The sequence below is a fragment of the Afipia felis ATCC 53690 genome (assembly GCF_000314735.2).
Lineage (GTDB): Bacteria > Pseudomonadota > Alphaproteobacteria > Rhizobiales > Xanthobacteraceae > Afipia > Afipia felis.
Window position 1 is genome coordinate 758,176 of sequence record NZ_KB375270.1, and the last position, 17,654, is coordinate 775,829.

The 17,654-nt window shown below is 57.2% G+C and carries 16 protein-coding genes and 1 tRNA gene; 13 read left to right on the forward strand and 4 right to left on the reverse strand.

The window, feature by feature from the left end:
• Positions 1–277: 277 nt before the first annotated feature.
• The 4 genes from HMPREF9697_RS03795 (at position 278) to HMPREF9697_RS03810 (ending at position 3,704) form a co-directional block, all read left to right on the forward strand.
• Entirely contained in the window at positions 278–1,264 is a 987-nt protein-coding gene (locus tag HMPREF9697_RS03795) for a Bug family tripartite tricarboxylate transporter substrate binding protein (RefSeq protein WP_002715827.1), read from the forward strand.
• Complete coding sequence (locus HMPREF9697_RS03800) at positions 1,261–1,758, forward strand: tripartite tricarboxylate transporter TctB family protein (RefSeq protein ID WP_002715828.1); 498 nt, start codon at positions 1,261–1,263, stop codon at positions 1,756–1,758. Before HMPREF9697_RS03795 ends, HMPREF9697_RS03800 begins: the two co-directional genes overlap by 4 nt.
• Before the next feature lie 24 nt (positions 1,759–1,782).
• On the forward strand, positions 1,783–3,282 hold the full coding sequence (locus tag HMPREF9697_RS03805; RefSeq protein WP_002715829.1) for a tripartite tricarboxylate transporter permease: 1,500 nt from the start codon (positions 1,783–1,785) through the stop codon (positions 3,280–3,282).
• Between the two features lie 119 nt (positions 3,283–3,401).
• Positions 3,402–3,704, forward strand: coding sequence for an alkylphosphonate utilization protein (locus tag HMPREF9697_RS03810; RefSeq protein ID WP_002715830.1), 303 nt, complete (start codon positions 3,402–3,404; stop codon positions 3,702–3,704).
• Between the two features lie 17 nt (positions 3,705–3,721).
• Here the strand turns inward: HMPREF9697_RS03810 and HMPREF9697_RS03815 are convergent.
• From HMPREF9697_RS03815 to HMPREF9697_RS03825, 3 genes are all read right to left on the reverse strand, one after another.
• A tRNA-Ser gene (locus HMPREF9697_RS03815) sits at positions 3,722–3,811 on the reverse strand.
• A 71-nt stretch (positions 3,812–3,882) separates the two neighbouring features.
• Complete coding sequence (locus HMPREF9697_RS03820; RefSeq protein WP_002715831.1) at positions 3,883–5,013, reverse strand: site-specific integrase; 1,131 nt, start codon at positions 5,011–5,013, stop codon at positions 3,883–3,885.
• On the reverse strand, positions 5,010–5,543 hold the full coding sequence (locus HMPREF9697_RS03825) for a hypothetical protein (protein WP_040307795.1): 534 nt from the start codon (positions 5,541–5,543) through the stop codon (positions 5,010–5,012). Before HMPREF9697_RS03825 ends, HMPREF9697_RS03820 begins: the two co-directional genes overlap by 4 nt.
• Before the next feature lie 107 nt (positions 5,544–5,650).
• Between HMPREF9697_RS03825 and HMPREF9697_RS03830 the strand changes: the two genes are divergently transcribed.
• The 9 genes from HMPREF9697_RS03830 (at position 5,651) to HMPREF9697_RS03875 (ending at position 16,455) form a co-directional block, all read left to right on the forward strand.
• Positions 5,651–5,839 carry a MerR family transcriptional regulator gene (locus HMPREF9697_RS03830; RefSeq protein ID WP_002715832.1) on the forward strand — a complete coding sequence of 63 codons (189 nt, stop codon included), beginning with the start codon at positions 5,651–5,653 and terminating at the stop codon, positions 5,837–5,839.
• Positions 5,840–5,883: 44 nt separating this feature from the next.
• Positions 5,884–6,813 (forward strand): helix-turn-helix domain-containing protein, encoded by a 930-nt coding sequence (locus HMPREF9697_RS03835; protein ID WP_002715833.1) that lies wholly within the window; start codon positions 5,884–5,886, stop codon positions 6,811–6,813.
• Complete coding sequence (locus tag HMPREF9697_RS03840) at positions 6,806–7,390, forward strand: hypothetical protein (protein ID WP_002715834.1); 585 nt, start codon at positions 6,806–6,808, stop codon at positions 7,388–7,390. The genes HMPREF9697_RS03835 and HMPREF9697_RS03840 overlap by 8 nt, the downstream gene beginning before the upstream one ends.
• Before the next feature lie 1,040 nt (positions 7,391–8,430).
• Positions 8,431–9,294: a head maturation protease, ClpP-related gene (locus tag HMPREF9697_RS03855; protein ID WP_002715836.1), complete on the forward strand. Its 864-nt coding sequence runs from the start codon at positions 8,431–8,433 to the stop codon at positions 9,292–9,294.
• Position 9,295: 1 nt separating this feature from the next.
• Positions 9,296–10,585: a phage major capsid protein gene (locus HMPREF9697_RS03860; RefSeq protein WP_002715837.1), complete on the forward strand. Its 1,290-nt coding sequence runs from the start codon at positions 9,296–9,298 to the stop codon at positions 10,583–10,585.
• A gap of 84 nt (positions 10,586–10,669) precedes the next feature.
• Positions 10,670–13,612: a phage tail length tape measure family protein gene (locus HMPREF9697_RS03865; RefSeq protein WP_002715838.1), complete on the forward strand. Its 2,943-nt coding sequence runs from the start codon at positions 10,670–10,672 to the stop codon at positions 13,610–13,612.
• A gap of 43 nt (positions 13,613–13,655) precedes the next feature.
• Positions 13,656–14,321, forward strand: coding sequence for a hypothetical protein (locus HMPREF9697_RS03870; protein WP_002715839.1), 666 nt, complete (start codon positions 13,656–13,658; stop codon positions 14,319–14,321).
• Positions 14,302–15,279 (forward strand): hypothetical protein, encoded by a 978-nt coding sequence (locus HMPREF9697_RS20785; RefSeq protein WP_002715840.1) that lies wholly within the window; start codon positions 14,302–14,304, stop codon positions 15,277–15,279. The genes HMPREF9697_RS03870 and HMPREF9697_RS20785 overlap by 20 nt, the downstream gene beginning before the upstream one ends.
• 183 nt (positions 15,280–15,462) lie before the next feature.
• On the forward strand, positions 15,463–16,455 hold the full coding sequence (locus tag HMPREF9697_RS03875) for a polysaccharide pyruvyl transferase family protein (RefSeq protein WP_002715841.1): 993 nt from the start codon (positions 15,463–15,465) through the stop codon (positions 16,453–16,455).
• Here HMPREF9697_RS03875 and HMPREF9697_RS20275 read toward each other — a convergent pair.
• Positions 16,373–17,614: a hypothetical protein gene (locus HMPREF9697_RS20275; protein ID WP_081602513.1), complete on the reverse strand. Its 1,242-nt coding sequence runs from the start codon at positions 17,612–17,614 to the stop codon at positions 16,373–16,375. The two genes, HMPREF9697_RS03875 and HMPREF9697_RS20275, sit on opposite strands and share 83 nt — an antisense overlap.
• Between the last annotated feature and the right edge of the window lie 40 nt (positions 17,615–17,654).

The following is a 17,654-nucleotide window of genomic DNA, read 5'->3' on the forward strand; positions in this document are numbered from 1 at the left end:
GCACCCCCGCCTTTTGGCTGGTCCGACAGCTCCGTTGGTTCGAGAGTGTCGTTTTCCGCACAGGAGCGGCGTGTTGGGCAAATAGCCAGCGCCGCCGAGCAAGCCTTTCTGGACAACAGCCGCCTTTCTGGCTGATATATCGTGATCGTATGATCATGGGCTCGGGGTCGTTCTCCTGGAATATCTTGGTTGGATAACGAGTTGAGACGCGGTGCTGACACCGTGACGTATTGACGTGCGGCCACTATCGTAGCGGTCGCTACAGGGAGGGGTACCCATGAAGTCTGGTCGAAACGCGGCCCGTAGATATTTCCTTGGCATGGTTGGTGCCGCCTGCCTGGGAGTTCTCGCGGTCCCGGCCCAAGCGCAGCAGCCGCTTGAACTGAAGATCATGGCCCCGGCCAATCCGGGCGGCGGCTGGGATCAGACCGCGCGCTCGATGCAGCAGGCGCTGGTCGCCTCGGGTATCGCCCGCAGCGTGCAGGTTACCAACGTCGGGGGCGCCGGTGGTGCGGTCGGCATCGCTCAGTTCGTCAACTCGGCGAAGGGTGACGGCAGCCAGTTGATGGTCAACGGTTTCGTCATGGTCGGCGCGCTGGCGATGAACAAATCGCCGGTCACGCTAGATCAGGTGACGCCGATCGCGCGGCTCACCGATGAGTATCAGGTGATGGTCGTTCCGGCGAATTCGCCGATCAAGAATGTCAAGGACCTCGGGGATGCACTGAAAGCGAACATCGCAAAGGTGACGTTCGCGGGCGGGTCGGCCGGCGGCATCGACCACATCATGGCGGCGCTGTTCGCCGGCTCCGTCGGCGCTGATGCGGCCAAGGTGAATTATGTGCCGTTTTCCGGCGGCGGTGAATCGCTCGCCGCGATCCTCGGTGGCAAGGTGACGGCGGGCATCTCCGGCTATAGCGAGTACGAAGGCCAGATCAAGTCCGGCAAGCTGCGTGCCATCGGCATCACCTCGAACGAGCGGCGGGCTGGCATCGACATCCCGACCTTCAAGGAGCAGGGGATCGATCTGGTTCTGGCGAACTGGCGGTCGGTCGTCGCTCCGCCCGGCATCACGCCCGAGCAGCAGAAGGTTCTGGCGGACGCCATCGACCGTCTTGTGAAGTCGCCGGCATGGAAGGAAGTGCTGGCCCAGAAGGGCTGGGAGGACGCTTATCTACCCGGCGATGCGTTCGCGGATTTCCTGAAGAAGGAGACGGTGCGCGTGAACGGGGTTCTGAAATCCATTGGCCTTGTGAAGTCATGACCACGGACAGCGGCGCGCAGGAGAGGGGCCCCGCGCGGCGCGGGGTGGATTGGGCAGGCGTCGCCATTGCTGCGGCGTTGGCGTTGCTTGCAATGGTGATCGCCCTTGATGCGATGGGCATTCAGGCGAATGTCACTTACGGCATGGGCCCGGAGGCCATACCGATCGTCATTGCCATCGGTCTCGGCGTGCTGGCGATCGGCAATCTGGTCAATGCGCTGCGGGGTGATTTTCCCGAGCGTGAGCACATGGACTTTCGTCCTGTTGGTCTCGTGCTCGCCGGTCTTGCGATAATGATTGCGATCATCGGTTTGGGAGGTGGCTTCATTCCTGCGATGACCGTGTTGTTCGCGGCGACCGCCACCGCCTTCGGACGGCGCGCCATCCTCACTGATCTTGTCATCGGCTTTGTCATCGGCACCATTATTTACATCGCCTTCAGTCGTCTTCTCACTCTTAGCCTTCCCGCGGGCCCGATCGAGCGCCTGTTCTAGGTCACTTATCTAAGGATTGTTGGCATGGATACATTCGCCGCGCTGGCCCACGGCATGGCCGTTGCCCTGCAGCCGATGAACCTTCTGTTCGCGCTGATCGGCGTGTTCCTCGGGACGGCGGTCGGCGTGTTGCCGGGTATCGGACCTGCGCTCACTGTCGCGCTGCTGCTACCGGTCACCTATAAACTCGATCCCGGCGGCTCGCTGATCATGTTCGCCGGCATCTACTATGGCGGCATGTATGGCGGCTCGACCACAGCGATCCTGATCAACACGCCGGGTGAAAGCGCGTCGATGGCGACGGCGCTCGAAGGCAACAAGATGGCCAAGGCCGGTCGCGGCGGTCCTGCGCTGGCGACGGCCGCGATCGGATCGTTTGTGGCAGGAACGTTGGCGACAATTGGCCTTGCGTTCGTTGCTCCTTACCTCGTGGATGTTGCGGTCAAGTTCGGGCCGGAGGATTACTTCGCGCTGATGGTGGTCGCGTTCGTCACGGTCTCGGCAACATTTGGCGACTCACCGGTGCGCGGATTGACCAGCCTGTTCATCGGTCTGACGCTTGGTCTTGTGGGTATCGACAAACTGACCGGGCAACCGCGGCTGTCATTCGGTGTCCCGGAGCTGCTTGACGGCGTCGAGGTGACGACATTGGCGGTCGGCCTGTTTGCGGTCGGCGAGGCGCTTTATGTCGTCTCGCGGCGACATCAGGCGGAGGAGAAAATCGAGGCGGTGCGCGGCTCGCTCTGGATGACGAAGGAAGACTGGAAGCGCTCATGGAAGCCATGGCTGCGCGGCTTCGGCTTTGGTTTTCCTATCGGTGCGTTGCCGGCGGGCGGGGCTGAAATTCCAACCTTCCTGTCCTATTCGGCCGAGCGCCGCCTGACCGCGCATCCCGAGGAATTCGGCAAGGGCGCGATCGAAGGCGTCGCCGGACCCGAAGCCGCGAACAATGCTTCCGCTGCCGGCACGCTGGTGCCATTGTTGACGCTCGGCCTGCCGACATCGGCGACGGCGGCGATGATGTTGGCGGGATTCCAGCAATATGGGTTGAATCCGGGGCCGCTGCTGTTTGCGGAGCGGCCCGATCTGGTGTGGGGCCTGATCGCGAGTTTGTTCATCGCCAACACGATGCTGCTGGTGCTGAACTTGCCGCTGGTCGGCCTGTGGGTGCGGTTGCTGGCAATTCCGCAGCCGTGGCTCTACGCCGGTATTCTCGTGTTCGCGACGATGGGTACGATTGCCGCGAAGCCCTCGGTGGTCGAACTGACCATGCTGACCGGCTTTGGCGTGATGGGCTTTCTGATGCGCCGCTACGATTTTCCGATCGCGCCTGTGGTGGTGGGGCTGATCCTCGGTCCGCTCGCGGAGAGCCAGTTGCGACGAGCACTGTCGATCAGTCTCGGCGATCCGATGACGCTGGTGCAAAGCCCGATTTCGGCGACGCTGCTAGGCCTCGCCTGCGTCGCGCTGGTTGCACCTTTCGTTTTGAAGAACATGAGCCGGTTCAAGGCGACAGAGGACTAACCGCCATTGGCAGCCGCTCATGATGAAGGCGGGCAATGTTCCTGCTCCATGGCCATCTTTTGATTGCAGCGCCGGTGCTGCTGTCTGTATGACGGTGCGCGGCAACGTTGGACACGGATATGAGCGACCAGAACGACGATTACGTCTATGACGAGGCAACCGGCGAGTGGCGGCCCGCTTCCGAAATCGCTGCAGAGAAGGCCAGGGCTGCTGAAGTTCGCGACGCCTCTGGCAACGCTCTCGCGGATGGCGACTCCGTCGTTCTGATCAAAGATCTCAAGGTCAAGGGTGCAGGGCAGACGCTCAAGCAGGGAACGGTCATCAGGTCGATCCGGCTCACGGACAACCCTGAAGAGATCGACTGCCGACATGAGACGATCAAAGGCTTGGTGTTGCGCACCGAATTCGTGCGCAAGCGCTGATCAAGCATGGCGGCTTATGGCGGAGAGGGTGGGATTCGAACCCACGGTGGGCTTGCACCCACGCCGGTTTTCAAGACCGGTTCCTTAAACCACTCGGACACCTCTCCGTCTCGCAATTTCAAGCAGTTAGCAGAATGTTCGAGAGAACAAAACTGGAAATTGGCACCGAATTGGCACCCTAACCGTTGAAAACCGCATTGATTGCCGCCGCGGCCTTGCTGTCGTCCTTCCTAAACAGGTGGGCATAGATGCGCAACGTGATATCGGGCTTTGCGTGGCCAAGACGCTTCGAGAGTGTGACGATATCCACGCCGGCGTCGATCAGCTGGCTCGCATGGGTATGGCGGAGGCCATGGAAGGGCACGCCAACTGCCAAGTCGCTCCATGCCTTTGAATAATATTTCTGTGAAGGCAAGGAGCCGTCGAGCTCCGCGAACAATAGAGCGTCATCCGGCAGCTTCCCAAGGCCCAACGCCATCCGAAGTTCAAGCCGTGACGTTCGGAGCTCCCGTAGCACGTCGACTAGGAAATCCGGCATCGAAATATCACGGCGTCCGGCTTTGGTCTTGGGTGCCTTGATCCGAATCCCATGAGCTCTGGTTTCCTCTATCGCCTCGCGGACCTCGATAACCTTTCGATCTAGGTCGATCCGTCCCCAGCGCAAGGCAAGGGCTTCGCCGATCCGCATTCCCGTAAATAGCGCAATCATTGCGAGCGGAAAAAGCGTCTTGCCCCGCAACTTGTCAATCAGGGCAGGGACGTCCCGCACAATCACCATTTCTTCATCGTCCACTTTCGGGGCGACCTGAAGACCGGTGACGTTCTTGGTTATGAGGTCGAAACGGACGGCGTTTCGAAGGGCTTTACCCAGCACCCGGTGCGCATGGCCGATCGTGCGTGGAGCGAGGCCTCCGTTGCCTTTGGCGCGGCCGCTGGTGCGCAGTGTGGTGTGCCAGACCTCAATATCGTCGGCGCGGATCTTCTGAAGCAGCTTGGCTCCGAGGTGCGGCACAATCTGGTTTTCGACCAACTCGCGGTAGCGGTCGGCGGTTCGCGGGCTGATCTCGCCTGCTGCTTCCCATTGTGCGACTCGATCGCGGACGTATTCGGCAACTGTGACTTTCGTGGGCTCGATGTATTTTTCCTGAGCAACAGACGCAATAAGTTCGGCCAGCTTGTTTTGAGCTTGACGTTTTGTGCCACGGAAGGTCACGAACTGCGTTTTGCGCTTGCCGGTCCTCTCATCTCGTCCGGCATCGAACTTAAGCCGGAACGAACTTTTGCCTCGCTGTTGGATATGACCTTTCATCTGGTGGCTCTCGTTGCGGTTAGCGCTTTACACAAGCGACCAATGGCGCCGCCATGAAGATCGGCGTGCACCTCAAATTGGAGAATTTCGCGAGATCGGCCGAATGAAGTTTCCTTTGCCCATGAGGTGCGGCCTTGCAGATAAAACAGCGATGCTCTCGAAGCTCGCCTCGACACTTCTATCGAGCTTACCTTGCGCGCAATCGTCTCTGACGCAAGCGCAGCGGCCAGCGCACCTAAAAACGTTCGCTCGCCAGTTAGAGCGCATGTCGAATTGTCGGGCCCGAGTTTTGCTTCGGCTAGTTTTTTAATCCGTTCATCGGTGTCAGAAAGATTGTCGGTTGCCAAAACCGAAATGATCAAGAGCGCAACAGTACCGGGGGTCGCCTCGGCGCCGCTACCACGACCGCGACCTACGGGCCGGGGCAGCAATCCAAGCCTGACAAGGGCGCGCTGCCGCTCGTAGAGCGCATGCACGCTCATCTCAAACTCGTTTGCGATGTGAGGAAGGAAAGCTGTGAGACTGGACATGGAATAATACCATAATGGTATTTTGGTGGATGTCCATAATTCTTCTTGATCAAATCGTGCCAACAGTGTCTATTTATGGTGAACCACCATAAATAGGATGGCTATCCATGAAACAGGAAGAACATCAGCAGAGCGTGACGAAGTGCGCATACACGGTGCCAGAAGCGGGCGCGATGATCGGGTTAAACAAAAACGCGAGTTATGCCGCGGCGGCGCGGGGCGAGATTCCAACGATACGCTTCGGCAAGTTACTCAAAGTGCCAAAAGCGGCCTGGGACAAGAAGATCGGGGCCTGACTGATCCTAACGAGAATAAGTGCGCCGTCTGAAAGGCACCCTCATTGTCCAGTGATCGCGATCCTGATCGTAAAAGCGAAACCCGTAGGCGGTTGACAATAGTCAATCACGCTGTGGCAGATCATCGTGTGGCATCTACGGCATTTCAGGTGCTCTCGATCATCGCCAAACACGTGAACGGTCGCACGGGTAAGGCGTATCTGAGCGATGAGGTCATTCTGGAATATCTGCCAGTAGAAGAGCGGACGGTCCGCCGGGCTCGAAATCTTCTGCGTGATTTAGAATGGATCGAATGGACGAAAGAGGGGGCAGCCAACGTTTACAAGCTGCTGGACAAAAATGTCCCCATGATCGCCCAGCAAATCAAAGAGCGAAAAGAAAGACGGCTTCTCAATAGAGCCCAACAAAAAGAGAGCGACCGGACATCTGTGACCAAAAAAGCGGACGAAAACCGGACAAATTTGTCCAGCCGCGGAGAATACAACCGGACAAATTTGTCCAACGAAGGGACATTCCTGACCAGTGAGCGGACATTGGTGTCCAAAGCCCGGTCACCAATGTCCACCATACCTATTAGTTCTACAAACTCAGATACAAATTCTACTACTCATGAGAAGAGCAACACTAAATCCAGAGAACCGGATTCGGGTGACCTCTTTCCTTCCAAAAGTGAAGTGCGCCCTATCAAACATGGTCGAACCAAGGGCAAAACAGATCTTCCTGAGAATTGGCAGTTCAGCGACGAAGTCTGGGCTTTTGCAGCTCACTATGGGCTATCAGGGCCTGAGATTGAACAAGAACAAGCGAAGCTGAAAGACTGGGCTAAATCAACCGGTCGTCGTTACGCGGATTGGGATGCCTTCGCTCGCAACTGGATCAGGAACGACAAATCTCGATTGCAGCGCGTTCGTGGAAACGCCCAAGGCGACGCGATGGCTGGCTTAGAAAGCTACGGAGGTCGCGGCCATGGCTGAGATCAAGGCATTCAAACAGTCGCCGTTACCGGCTCCCACGAGGTCCGACCTTGTGTCACGCGCGTACGGAGACATTCACCGACTGATGACCGCTGCTCGACAAGCAAAAGCCGAAGGCTTGGTCGAGATGCAAGATGTCCTTGCCCAGTGTGATGCAACGTTAGCCCGCCGAGACGAGCTAAAGCGGGAATTGGAAGCGCTTGCTCGCCCTTCGACGCGAGCTGAGATCGCAACTATCTTGGCGGCCTTGCTCGAAAATTATCCGATGAACAAACACAGAGCGAGCGCAGCTACAACTCGTATCATGGCCGAACGGATTGGCGCCGCCCAGCCAAGTGTTGGGGCGTTGGAAGTAGGCATCAACAAAATCATCGACAATCCTGACATTGAGTTCTTTCCCGTGACTGGCGTCGTGCTTCAGGCAATCGCCGAGGCATCGCGCAGTCTTGGTATGACAGGTGAGTACCTCGATAAAGTCCTCCCGAGACTGCGAGAGGAACTACAGGTTGCCATCAAAACCCAGATGGCCAACGAAGCCGCCTATGCACGGCGGCGTCAGCTGCCGGACGGGCAGTAATTCAAGAAGCGAAAGAAATTGCGATGTCTAGAACAGCACCGACTGCCAAGCGAGTTACGAAAGCTGAGCTCCAGCGCGGAGCCATGCAAGCTTATGCCGAATGGCTTCACATGGAACTTCGATTGTTGAACATGGAGCTGATGCCAGACTATCCGTATAGAGACAAGTTCAGCTGCTGCAACACCGCGGCTCATGGCTTTCATCTTCCGACGGGGAAGAAATGGAATGCGCCATCATCTCGTGCTTTGCCCATGATGCGTGCGCTCGGAATCGATGTGGCCAAGCACATACGGCGAGACAAACGTGAGGGCGTGGTCTGGCCGGCGGTACCGACCGCCCGTAAGAGACGCGCACAAGACAGTGCCTCAAAGCAATTCACCGTGAATCAGCCCAAGGGGTAGGGGGTCGAAAAGCCTGGAGCGGAACCGGGGCGTCCACCGCTCGGGGTCGCACTTGGAGAAAATTTTTTGGTCGGCCCAAAATTTCAGGGTTTGGCCGGGATTTTTCCCGATTTTTTGAAAAACCAGAATTTGCCTCGCGAGAGCACTTCCGACCGTTTTCGCGAGGCAATGAAAACCTCAACGGAAAGGATCGACAATGTCTAACAGTAGTAGAAAGCGGCCCCCGTTCATTCAGATCTCGCCGCTCCCACGGCAGATCCAGCGCCTACCGCGTGTGCGTCCTCTTGAGCTTGACCGCGAAGAGCATGATGCGCTTGCCGATTTCTTACTTTCCTTTGCTGGCACAATAGCAGGAGCCAAGGAGACGCTCCGCGTCGGCGGACCAGATAACGCACGGGCGAAGCTCTCGCCAGTCATCGCCGCGTTGGCGCGTCACATGGTCAGTTTAGGCATTGGTGAGATTGACTGACTCTTGCGAGGCGGAATCTTTCGCGGTATGTGTGATTCGTCACGTCGAGCTGGCATAGCACCGACGCTGACAAGATCCTTGTCGCCGCGCTGCGATTGCCGCGCACGCAAGTCCAACTTACCGGCCCTTAGCAGGGCGTGTTTTGGCTTGACGGCAGGGAGACGCGCGAGATGCGCGACAAGATCAACATTCAGACATCGCAGAAGCCGCCGGTTCAAAGACGTCGGTTATTTGCAAAAGCATTTGGCTCGGGGTTCGAGGCTAAGAGCCTCGGCAATGCCACAACGATCGAGATATTCGACGAGATCGGCGTCTACGGAGTCTCAGCCAAGAATGTAAGCGACAGCCTTAACGCCGCCACCGGAGATTTGATCGTCAAGATCAACTCGCCCGGCGGAGATGTCTGGGACGGCATCGCGATCCACAATGAACTTGCTGCTTATCGCGGGAAGGTGACTGTCCAAGTCACAGGGCTGGCTGCATCAGCCGCATCGATCATCGCCATGGCTGGAGATCGCATCGAGATCGCGAATAACGCATTCCTGATGATCCATCGAGCCTGGGCTCTGACAATCGGAAATGAAGGCGATCACGCCGAAACGGCGGCCTTGCTTTCGCAAATCGATGGGGCATTGGCTGAAACTTACTCCCGTCGGACAGGTATCAGCGTCGCAAAGGCCGCTGAATTTATGAGGGCCGAGACTTGGTTCTGCGGTGCAGAGGCCGTTGAAGCGGGATTTGCCGACGCTCTGGCCAGTGATGCTGAGCACGCTCAAGCGAAATTCGATCTTAGCGTTTATGCACACGCTCCTGAGGCTCTGCGGGATCAAAGATTGCAAATGGCGATGCCAAGGTCGCCCGTAGAACTAGAAAAGATTCTGCGCTCCGCGGGGTTATCGCGCAGCCAGGCAAAGGCGGTGAGCTTCGGCGGATATGCCGCGCTCTCCAGAGCTGAACCCGTCTCCTCATCCCAGATCGCCGCATTGGCCGAGCGTGTCGCCTCAGCGACCCTCGAACTGAAAAGGACTGCTTAAAATGACTTCCCAAGTTATGCGCCGTTGTTCGGCGATCGAACTTCCCCTCGGTTCGCGTCGTCAGCCGGTATTTGCAATGGTTGGCGAAGCATCGGCCGACATTGCCGCACTCGGCTCTGCGTTCGAAAGCCATAACAAAGTGGTGCAGGCCGCGTTGACCGACACTAATCAGAAGATTGACGCCATCAACGCGGAAATCGACAAGCTCAATGAGAAGCAGGCTGCGATGACTTTAAGCGGAAGAGGTGAGGCCGGTAACGGGCTTCGAAAAGAGCTCAATGCCGTCGCGAAATTCTTTCGCAAGAAAGACGATAGCGATCTGATGAGCTTGCATGCTGGAGCTGCCGGTTCGCTGGCCGAGATTAATAACAGCATGTCTGTTGGATCCGATCCGGACGGCGGGTACTTCGTGCTTCCGGCGCTCTCAAACACGATGACGAAGAAGCTTTTCGACGTTACGGCAATGCGACGCTTGGCACGGGTGGAGACGATCAGCGCCGGCGATCGATGGGAAGAGCCAATTGACAATGGAGACACTGGATCCGGGTGGGTTGGCGAGAATGACTCACGACCATCGACGTCCTCGCCGAAGATCGGAAAGCTCTCAATTCCGTTGAACGAACTCTATGCCATGCCTCCCGTTACCCAGGCGCTGCTCGATATGGTCGGATTCGATCTTGGGAGCTGGTTGCTCAACAAAATCACTGATCGATTTGGCCGCGATGAGGGCTACGCATTCCTCGGAGGCGACGGAGTCGGAAAGCCAAGAGGCCTGCTCACTTATCCAATCTCGACAGCGGCGGACGATACGAGGCCTTGGGGAACGATCCAATATCTGCCGACGGGTGCAGCCGGCGGGTTCAAGACCGGATCTACACCACCGGACACAGGCGACTGTTTGCGGGATCTCACTTGGAAACTGCGTACCCCATACCGTCAGGGCGCAAGCTGGCTGATGAACTCGAATACGATTTCGCAGATCGACAAGATCAAGGACGGGCAGGGCAACTATCTGTTCCGCCCCTCGATGACTGCTGGGGCCCCGTCCTCTCTGCTGGGGTATCCGGTCGAGATCGACGACGTGGCGATGCCAGATATCGGAGCCAACTCGCTATCGATCGCGTTCGGCAACTTCCAGAAAGCTTACGTGATCGTCGATCGCATCGGCATCAAGCTTCTGGTTGATCCGTTCAGCGCTAAGCCGATCGTTCTCTTCTATGCCTACAAGCGCGTTGGCGGTGGCCTGGCGAACTCCGAAGCCGTCAAATTCCTTCGGTTCTCAGTCAATTGATCTGATCGAGCGTCGCCCTCGGGCGGCTCTTAGCGCCGGTCGACGACGGATGTACTCGTCGGCCGGCGACGAGGAGGCACAAAAATGGCCGTAAAACTGTCAGCTCTCAGGGTGACATCTGATTTTGACGCGTCCGGCTACACCCGCGGCGCGCAGCAGAAGGTAGCCGCTGACACGCAAATGATAGCGTCGGATAAGGCTCGCCACGCCATGTTGGCGCAAGTCGATGCTGCGATGTCGAAGGCCATCCCCGGCATGGCCTCGCTGAGCAAGTCTCTCCTCGACGGGTATTCGGCCGGCCAGCAGTTCACAGGCGTGATCCAGCGCATCGGCAATGCCGTGGATCGCGGCATGGGGTTGGATCGCACAAACGCGCTGCTCGACGCCGCCTACAGGAAATTCGGTCTAACCGCTGACGCCGTGCAACTCGCTGAGCACGGTTATGTCTCAATCGCGCCGGCAGTCGACCAGCTCAATTCCAAGCTGCGGGTGCAGGAGGCGTTTGCGACAGATGTTTATGCTGCGATGACCCGGCTGAACTCGTCCCAGCAAGTGCAGAACGGCATTGATGCGCACCTTGGGATCGGCGCCAATGATAATCTGGGTCGCGCTGATGATATCGCCGCGCTCGGCAGCTCCCTCGACTCGTTGAGGGCGAAGTATTCGCCGCTGTACGCTGCTCAGCAGCAGTACCGGGCCGCGCTTGGCGAGCTAAATAGTTTGGAGGCAAGGGTCGCGTTGAGCGAGATGGAGCGCGCGACGGCTATTGCCCGGGTCAAGGATGCGTTTGCCGGTCAGGTGGTTTCGATCAAAGGGGCGGCAAGTGCTACCGGCCTTGCGGCCTACCAGATGCAGAACCTCGGGTACCAGGTCAACGACGTCATCACCATGCTGGCGATCGGCTCGAGCCCATTCCAGATTCTCGCGACGCAAGGCGGACAAGTCTACCAGATCCTCGCCGGTGCCAATGGCGGGGTCAGCGGAGCCCTTCGGTCCGTCGCTTCGAACATTGCCGGGATGATTACACCGACGCGGCTGGCGATCGGGGGGGCCGTTGCGCTCGGAGCGGCCGGCGTGGCGGTCTATGAGAGCTGGAAGAAGACCGAGCTCGAGTTTGATGCCGTGGCGCGTCAGGCTGGTGTCACCCTGAACTTTTTGCACAGCCTCGATCAGGCTGGAGCGGTCAAAGGGATTGGCACCGATGACATGTTCGGCGGAGTCAAAGGGTTCTCGGCACAGCTCTACCAGGCCAAGGCCAATATGGGGGGGCTGGCTGACGTTATGGCCGCCAACGGCGTCAAAGCAGCCGGCTTCCAGCAGACCCTCATGTCTATCGCTGACATCATCAGGGATCTTCCCAACGACCAGGCCCGGCTCAACGTCCTGCAGCAGGCCGGACTTCCGACGACTTTCCAGTGGCTACAGTTCATGCGCCAAGGCGGTGACGGGATCAAAGCGGCCACGGACGACGTGGTCCTATTGGGCTCCTCGATCGACCAGAACATGGTCGCGAAGGCGCGGGCGTTCGACGAAGCCTGGTCCAAGACCTGGAAAAACTTCAAATCCGAATTCTCCTCAGGATTCATTGAGCTCTATGGGTTCTTTGACAATCTAAACGAACGTGCGCTGATGGCCGTCCGCGGCGTTGCCATGGCCATGGGCGTCGACGTGAAGGGCAATTTGCTGCGGTCGGGGAAAGCGGCAGGCACCCAGCTCACCAATGCCCAGGTCATCGATTTTCAGGATGCGGTTGGTCTCAAACCAAAAGCGGGTGCTGGCGGTTCCGTTGATCCCGCCGTGCTCAAACAACAGATAAGCCTTGAGCAACAGCGTATTGGAATCCTTGGTGCTACTGCCTCGATCCAAGACGTTGTCCGAGGCAGAGAACTGGATATCGCCAGCGCGCGGCTCAACCACATCGTAGTCACCGATCGGGAAGCAGCGGCGCTGAAGGCCTTGGCCGCTGAGAACGCTCTCGGGCTCACCGCGATGCGGCAGCAAGCCGACCAACTGCGAATTCAGTCCGAGACGCTGGGTATGTCCGCGGGGCAGGCTGCCGCCTATACCGCCGTGCAGAACCGACTGGCCGAGGCCGTCCGCAACCACCAGACGCTCACCGAGAGCGACGTGGTGCAGATCAGGGCGCAGGCGGCAGCGCTGGGCATCGCTACCGAAGCGGCCGAGCGGGCGCGGGTGCTGGACCAGATCCGCTCCGGTCGCGCCACCGCGCTCCTTTCGTCCGATGACGTCCAGATCGCCCAGCAGCTCCGCGGCCTCTACCCGGACGTCGCAACGGCTCTGAGCAGCGTGGAGGCGGCGGGTCTACGGACCAATCAGGCGCTCAGCGGAGTGTCATCGACCCTCTCCGGTAGCCTCACGACAGGTCTGGCCGATATCGCGGACGGCACAAAGTCCATCACGGCCGGCGCTGGCGACATGCAGAAAGCGGTCATCCGCGCACTCGACGAAATGCTGATCAAAATGACTATCGTCACGCCGGCGATGCGCGCGCTGCAGGCTGTCATGACGTCGTTCGGGATTTCGGGCGTGGACGGCTTCAACCCCGTCTCTGGCCTCACTGGGGCCGCGCTGGGCAATGGCTTCACTCGGAGCGGCTTAGCGCGCTTCGCCACCGGCGGAGCTTTCACCAATCAGCTTGTCGATCAGCCGACGCTTTTCCGGTTCGCCCAGGGTGGCGGCATGTCGCTCGGTTTGATGGGCGAAGCTGGCCCGGAGGCTGTCATGCCGCTCCGCCGCGGTCCTGGTGGACGGCTCGGCGTCGAGATGGTGGGCGCGTCGAATGACAACGTAGGCACCGCACCCCGCTTCAATTTTAAATTCAATAACGCACCGGCCGGGACGTCAGGAACTGGATCGGCCTCGCCCAACAAAGATGGCGGCTTCGATATTGAGATTACGTTCGGCGACGCCGTGCGCGGCATCGTCCGCAAAGACCTGTCGACTGGCACTGGTTTAGCGCCAGACCTGAAAACCTTCGCTCAAGCGAGTCGATTCTCGGGTGGGTGAGATCCGACTTAAACGCATGAAGAATGGAGAGGAGAGACGTTCTATGACCGCTTTTGTGATCGTCAAACAGTCTGACTCGATCCACGTCATCACCGATGGATTGGTCATTGGAGGTCTCGGCATCGTGTCCAAGGCATTTACCGTTCCGCATCTCAACGCGGTGGTTGTGTCTCGAGGCGTTCAGACCGTTGCGCCGTTCTTCGTATCAGAGACGTGGCTATGCCGAGATCTTGACGAATTGCGCGAGCGCTGCGGCGACATAGCGCGTCACTGCTTGGAGGTTAACCGCGACATGATGACGGGTGGACCGGATCACGGACCACACTTCGAAATATTCGTCTCAGGATGGTCTCCGACAAAGGGACCCGTGAGCTTCTATACGTTCGGCGCCAAAGGCACGTCGAGCTATGAGCCATTCAAAGTCTATGACGTGGACGGCAGTCTCATGGCGCGCCCGAACAACGCTAATATCCAAGCTGAAATTACAAAAAAAGTGCTGCAGGGCTACACCGTTGACAAGTTGCGGCCAGACCTAGCCGGGCCTCGTATCATCGAGATTCAGCGTAAGCACGCGCAGTTGCAATGCCCCGACACGATCGGTGGTCATGCGCTGCTGACGTCGATCTACAAAGATCACATCGATCAGCGCATTGTTCGCGAATGGCCCGAGCACATCGTGGAGGATGACGATGAAACATCTGTGGCCTAAAGACCTCCTTTGTTCAGTGCTTTTGCCTCGCTTTACCGGTCAAGTGACCATTAGGCACAACGCAACATCGTTGTGGTTGCCTGGCGAAGCTGACATCACTTTCGATAATGGAGATCAAATTCAAGTTGTGAGTGACGCCTCGGGAAATTGGCGCGTCATCGACATTCAGAAGAATTTGGCGCCAGCTCGCGGAAAGCTCACGGCAAACCGGACCTATTATGTCCGCACTGACGGAAGCGACAGCAACAACGGCCTAGCGAACACGTCAGGCGGTGCATTTCTGACAATTCAGAAAGCAATCGATGTTGCGCTGGGTACGTTGGATTTCGGCGGCTTTACCGTCACGATCCAGTTGGCTGATGGTAGCTATACAGTCAGTTCGCTTGCCATCGGAAGCGGCGTCGGTCTGCTATCGCCAGCAAGCTTGGTTATTCGTGGAAATAATACGACACCCGGAAATGTCAAAGTTTCCGGAACAGGAAATGCGTTCGCTGCAGAATCCGCAAATGCCATCTGCACAATTCTGGATATGGAAGTCTCTTCGAGTGGATCTGGGACTTCATGTTTTAGATCGAGCGCTGGAGGTCAAATATTCTTCGGTAATGTTAGATTTGCCGCCACAGGCTCCGGTGGCCATATCACCGTAACGGAGGGCGGTGCTGTCCAAGCTGTAAGCAATTATGAGATTGTTGGTGGGTCAACTTACCATGCTCAAATCGCTGGCGGTATGTTCCGCGCAACGGGAAGAAATATCACGCTGACAGGTACGCCAGCTTTCAGCGGTGCGTATATCGCTGCAACTCGTTGCGGTTCTGCAATTGTTTTCGGCTGCACTTACACGGGATCGGCGACGGGCAAGAGCTACGACGCACAAACAAATGCGGTTGTTTCCGCGCTGGGTGCGACTCTACCAGGGGACGTTGCGGGAACCACGTCAACGGGAGGGCAATACGCATGAGAGAGCCTGACCGCATAGGCGAGCGGCCCTGCACCTAGAAGTCTCGGATTTTTATCCGGCGCGACCAATCAATTGCGGTCTCCACACCTACCACGGCCGCTCATCATTTATGGTAATATTCTGCCAGTTCATTGTGCCATACCTTGCAAAAAAAAAGCACATCGAAGGGGGAGGGCGGCTGCTGTGTTCAATCGAGTCCAGTTTTGGCTAAAGGGCCAAGATACTCAGAATTTTGGCGATGCACTCGCACGCATTTTTTTCGATAAAATTTTCCTTCCAATCGGCGCGCACGGTGGTGCCGTCTTTCTTGTCGGCAGTGTGGTCGACGACATGTGGATCGAGCCGAGTTTGGCTGCTTATGCGGGCGCAAAGCCATCCTTTTGGGGATGTGGAATAAGGTCTCTCGAAGGATTGAAGCCTTCCAATCGTGAGCAGATCGAAATTTTTGCGGTGCGTGGGCCGATTTCAGCGCGAAAGCTCGGCGTGGAACGTCAAGTCCCAATGGGGGATTCAGCGCTAATCTTGCCCGCGATCTATCGTCCAAAGAAGCGCCTTGACTTTAAGGGAGAGTCTATCTGCATTCCGCATTTTAATGATACGCGTCCTGACAGCGATCTTCTCTCAGTAAGTGGTTGCGATCGCATCGTCCGCCCAAATATTGGTACAGATCCTGCCAATGTTTACGATCTGATAGACATTATTGCTTCGGCCGACTTTGTTCTGTCGTCGTCTCTGCATGGTGCAATCGTCGCCGCTGCATATCAGAGGCCATTCGCATTTTGGGACTCTGGAGAAGCAATCGATGTTCCTTTGAAGTGGGAAGATTTCGCGGCGTCGGTCGGATGCTCGGCGCGCTTTGCTAAAACCAAAGAGGAGGGGCGAAAGATATTCGACCGAACGATCATGCCGTATTATGAACCGCCGCGGGTTACGGCGTTGCTGGAACGAGCACCATTCGTTGTGCGTCCCGAGGCGTACATCAATGCCTACATGTACGAGGGATCAGACATTCCGGTGGCCCTTGCAGACTACGGCCGACATCTTTCTGCCTTGTCTACGGTTGCCGCGGATCAGTCGAACCACTCGCAAGAAATTATTGTGCAGGCTGCCGAGGTCCACTACCCAGAGGATTCTCACGAAGCCAGTCCCGTAGATGATTTGTGTAGTGGCGGATAAATGCTCGATCGGCGTTTTCAGGTATTGACCAATTCCATGCTCGGTCGATCTCGATTGATGCCGTTTTGAATGGTTCTTCCTTGAGAATCCAGATCACATGTCCGTTCTCCCCATCAGGGGTGACGAAGTCCTCTAGAGGCACTTTTTCTGTGCGGCGATCAAGGCACTCGGCCAAGAACGCAGTCGCTGCACTATTAGATCCACCTCTTAGAATCAGAACTCCTGAATTTGGCCGTCCGGATATCCCGCGAACAAAATAGATATCACTTCCAGCGTGCTGCTTGGTAAGCTGAGCGAATGGTGGGCATTGCTTTGTTATCTCGGCGTCGGCGTCAATTAGAAGGACGTCTCGACCTTGTTCGAGTATCTTAATTGTAGCTTCTAACTTTGCCCATTTTGGGTGGAGTTGCGATCCTGATGGATCAATGCACCGATACTCATAGTTATGCCTTCTGGCATAGGAATATTGGCTGTCGATGCAAAACCGCCATTGTTCGGCATAGTCTCCGGTAGCTACAGACAGTACTACGGGGCTTTGATTGCCCCCATCGATCGGGGACCCAACTGACCAAAGCATTTTGCGGTACGGGAGATAATCGCTGTTCGTAAGAACAACTCGCTGCGTTCCCCGATCTCGGAAAAGCATGTCCGTAAAGTGGCGCTCAAGAGGTCTGTCATAGTCGTCGATGAATACATGAGTGTCAGGCGAAGCTAGCAGAGAAGCCCAATAAATTGTGCGTGCTCTGCCAGGGTCACTGGGCGAATATCCGCCTGGTCCATCAACCAATATCACGTCCCATTTCTTCGCAGCCAGATTGGTCGGGACCGGATAGCGAGAAAGATCGCTGACGGATAACGTTGCGCTGTTCGCAACAGTTAAATTTGACGGCGGGAGCAAGGAGATCGATAGCGCGGCATGGTCCTTTCTGACCGCATCGATCCACTCTGCTGAGCTTTCTACAAAATGCGTCTCTCCAGTTGCGTTCAACGAGCTCCACAGTTTGCTGTCGTGCCCGACTCCAAAAACGAGAACGTTGCAGCCTGGAGCTCTTCCGAGGATTGTGTTAGCGATGGTTTGTGCTTGGTAGGGAGAAATCTGCATCCTCTGATCGAATGTAGATTTGAAAATATCCATCAAAGCCTGCTTGTCGGACTGCATCGCTCGCTCAACCAATCATCAGCCAAATTCTGAGCTACGA

What these genes read in the sequence shown, in the direction of transcription:
- HMPREF9697_RS03795 (WP_002715827.1), top strand. Translation starts at nt 278, where the DNA reads ATGAAGTCTGGTCGAAACGCGGCCCGTAGATATTTCCTTGGCATGGTT.
- HMPREF9697_RS03800 (WP_002715828.1), top strand. Translation starts at nt 1,261, where the DNA reads ATGACCACGGACAGCGGCGCGCAGGAGAGGGGCCCCGCGCGGCGCGGG.
- HMPREF9697_RS03805 (WP_002715829.1), top strand. Translation starts at nt 1,783, where the DNA reads ATGGATACATTCGCCGCGCTGGCCCACGGCATGGCCGTTGCCCTGCAG.
- HMPREF9697_RS03810 (WP_002715830.1), top strand. Translation starts at nt 3,402, where the DNA reads ATGAGCGACCAGAACGACGATTACGTCTATGACGAGGCAACCGGCGAG.
- HMPREF9697_RS03820 (WP_002715831.1), bottom strand. Translation starts at nt 5,013, where the DNA reads ATGAAAGGTCATATCCAACAGCGAGGCAAAAGTTCGTTCCGGCTTAAG.
- HMPREF9697_RS03825 (WP_040307795.1), bottom strand. Translation starts at nt 5,543, where the DNA reads ATGTCCAGTCTCACAGCTTTCCTTCCTCACATCGCAAACGAGTTTGAG.
- HMPREF9697_RS03830 (WP_002715832.1), top strand. Translation starts at nt 5,651, where the DNA reads ATGAAACAGGAAGAACATCAGCAGAGCGTGACGAAGTGCGCATACACG.
- HMPREF9697_RS03840 (WP_002715834.1), top strand. Translation starts at nt 6,806, where the DNA reads ATGGCTGAGATCAAGGCATTCAAACAGTCGCCGTTACCGGCTCCCACG.
- HMPREF9697_RS03855 (WP_002715836.1), top strand. Translation starts at nt 8,431, where the DNA reads ATGCGCGACAAGATCAACATTCAGACATCGCAGAAGCCGCCGGTTCAA.
- HMPREF9697_RS03860 (WP_002715837.1), top strand. Translation starts at nt 9,296, where the DNA reads ATGACTTCCCAAGTTATGCGCCGTTGTTCGGCGATCGAACTTCCCCTC.
- HMPREF9697_RS03865 (WP_002715838.1), top strand. Translation starts at nt 10,670, where the DNA reads ATGGCCGTAAAACTGTCAGCTCTCAGGGTGACATCTGATTTTGACGCG.
- HMPREF9697_RS03870 (WP_002715839.1), top strand. Translation starts at nt 13,656, where the DNA reads ATGACCGCTTTTGTGATCGTCAAACAGTCTGACTCGATCCACGTCATC.
- HMPREF9697_RS20785 (WP_002715840.1), top strand. Translation starts at nt 14,302, where the DNA reads ATGAAACATCTGTGGCCTAAAGACCTCCTTTGTTCAGTGCTTTTGCCT.
- HMPREF9697_RS20275 (WP_081602513.1), bottom strand. Translation starts at nt 17,614, where the DNA reads ATGCAGTCCGACAAGCAGGCTTTGATGGATATTTTCAAATCTACATTC.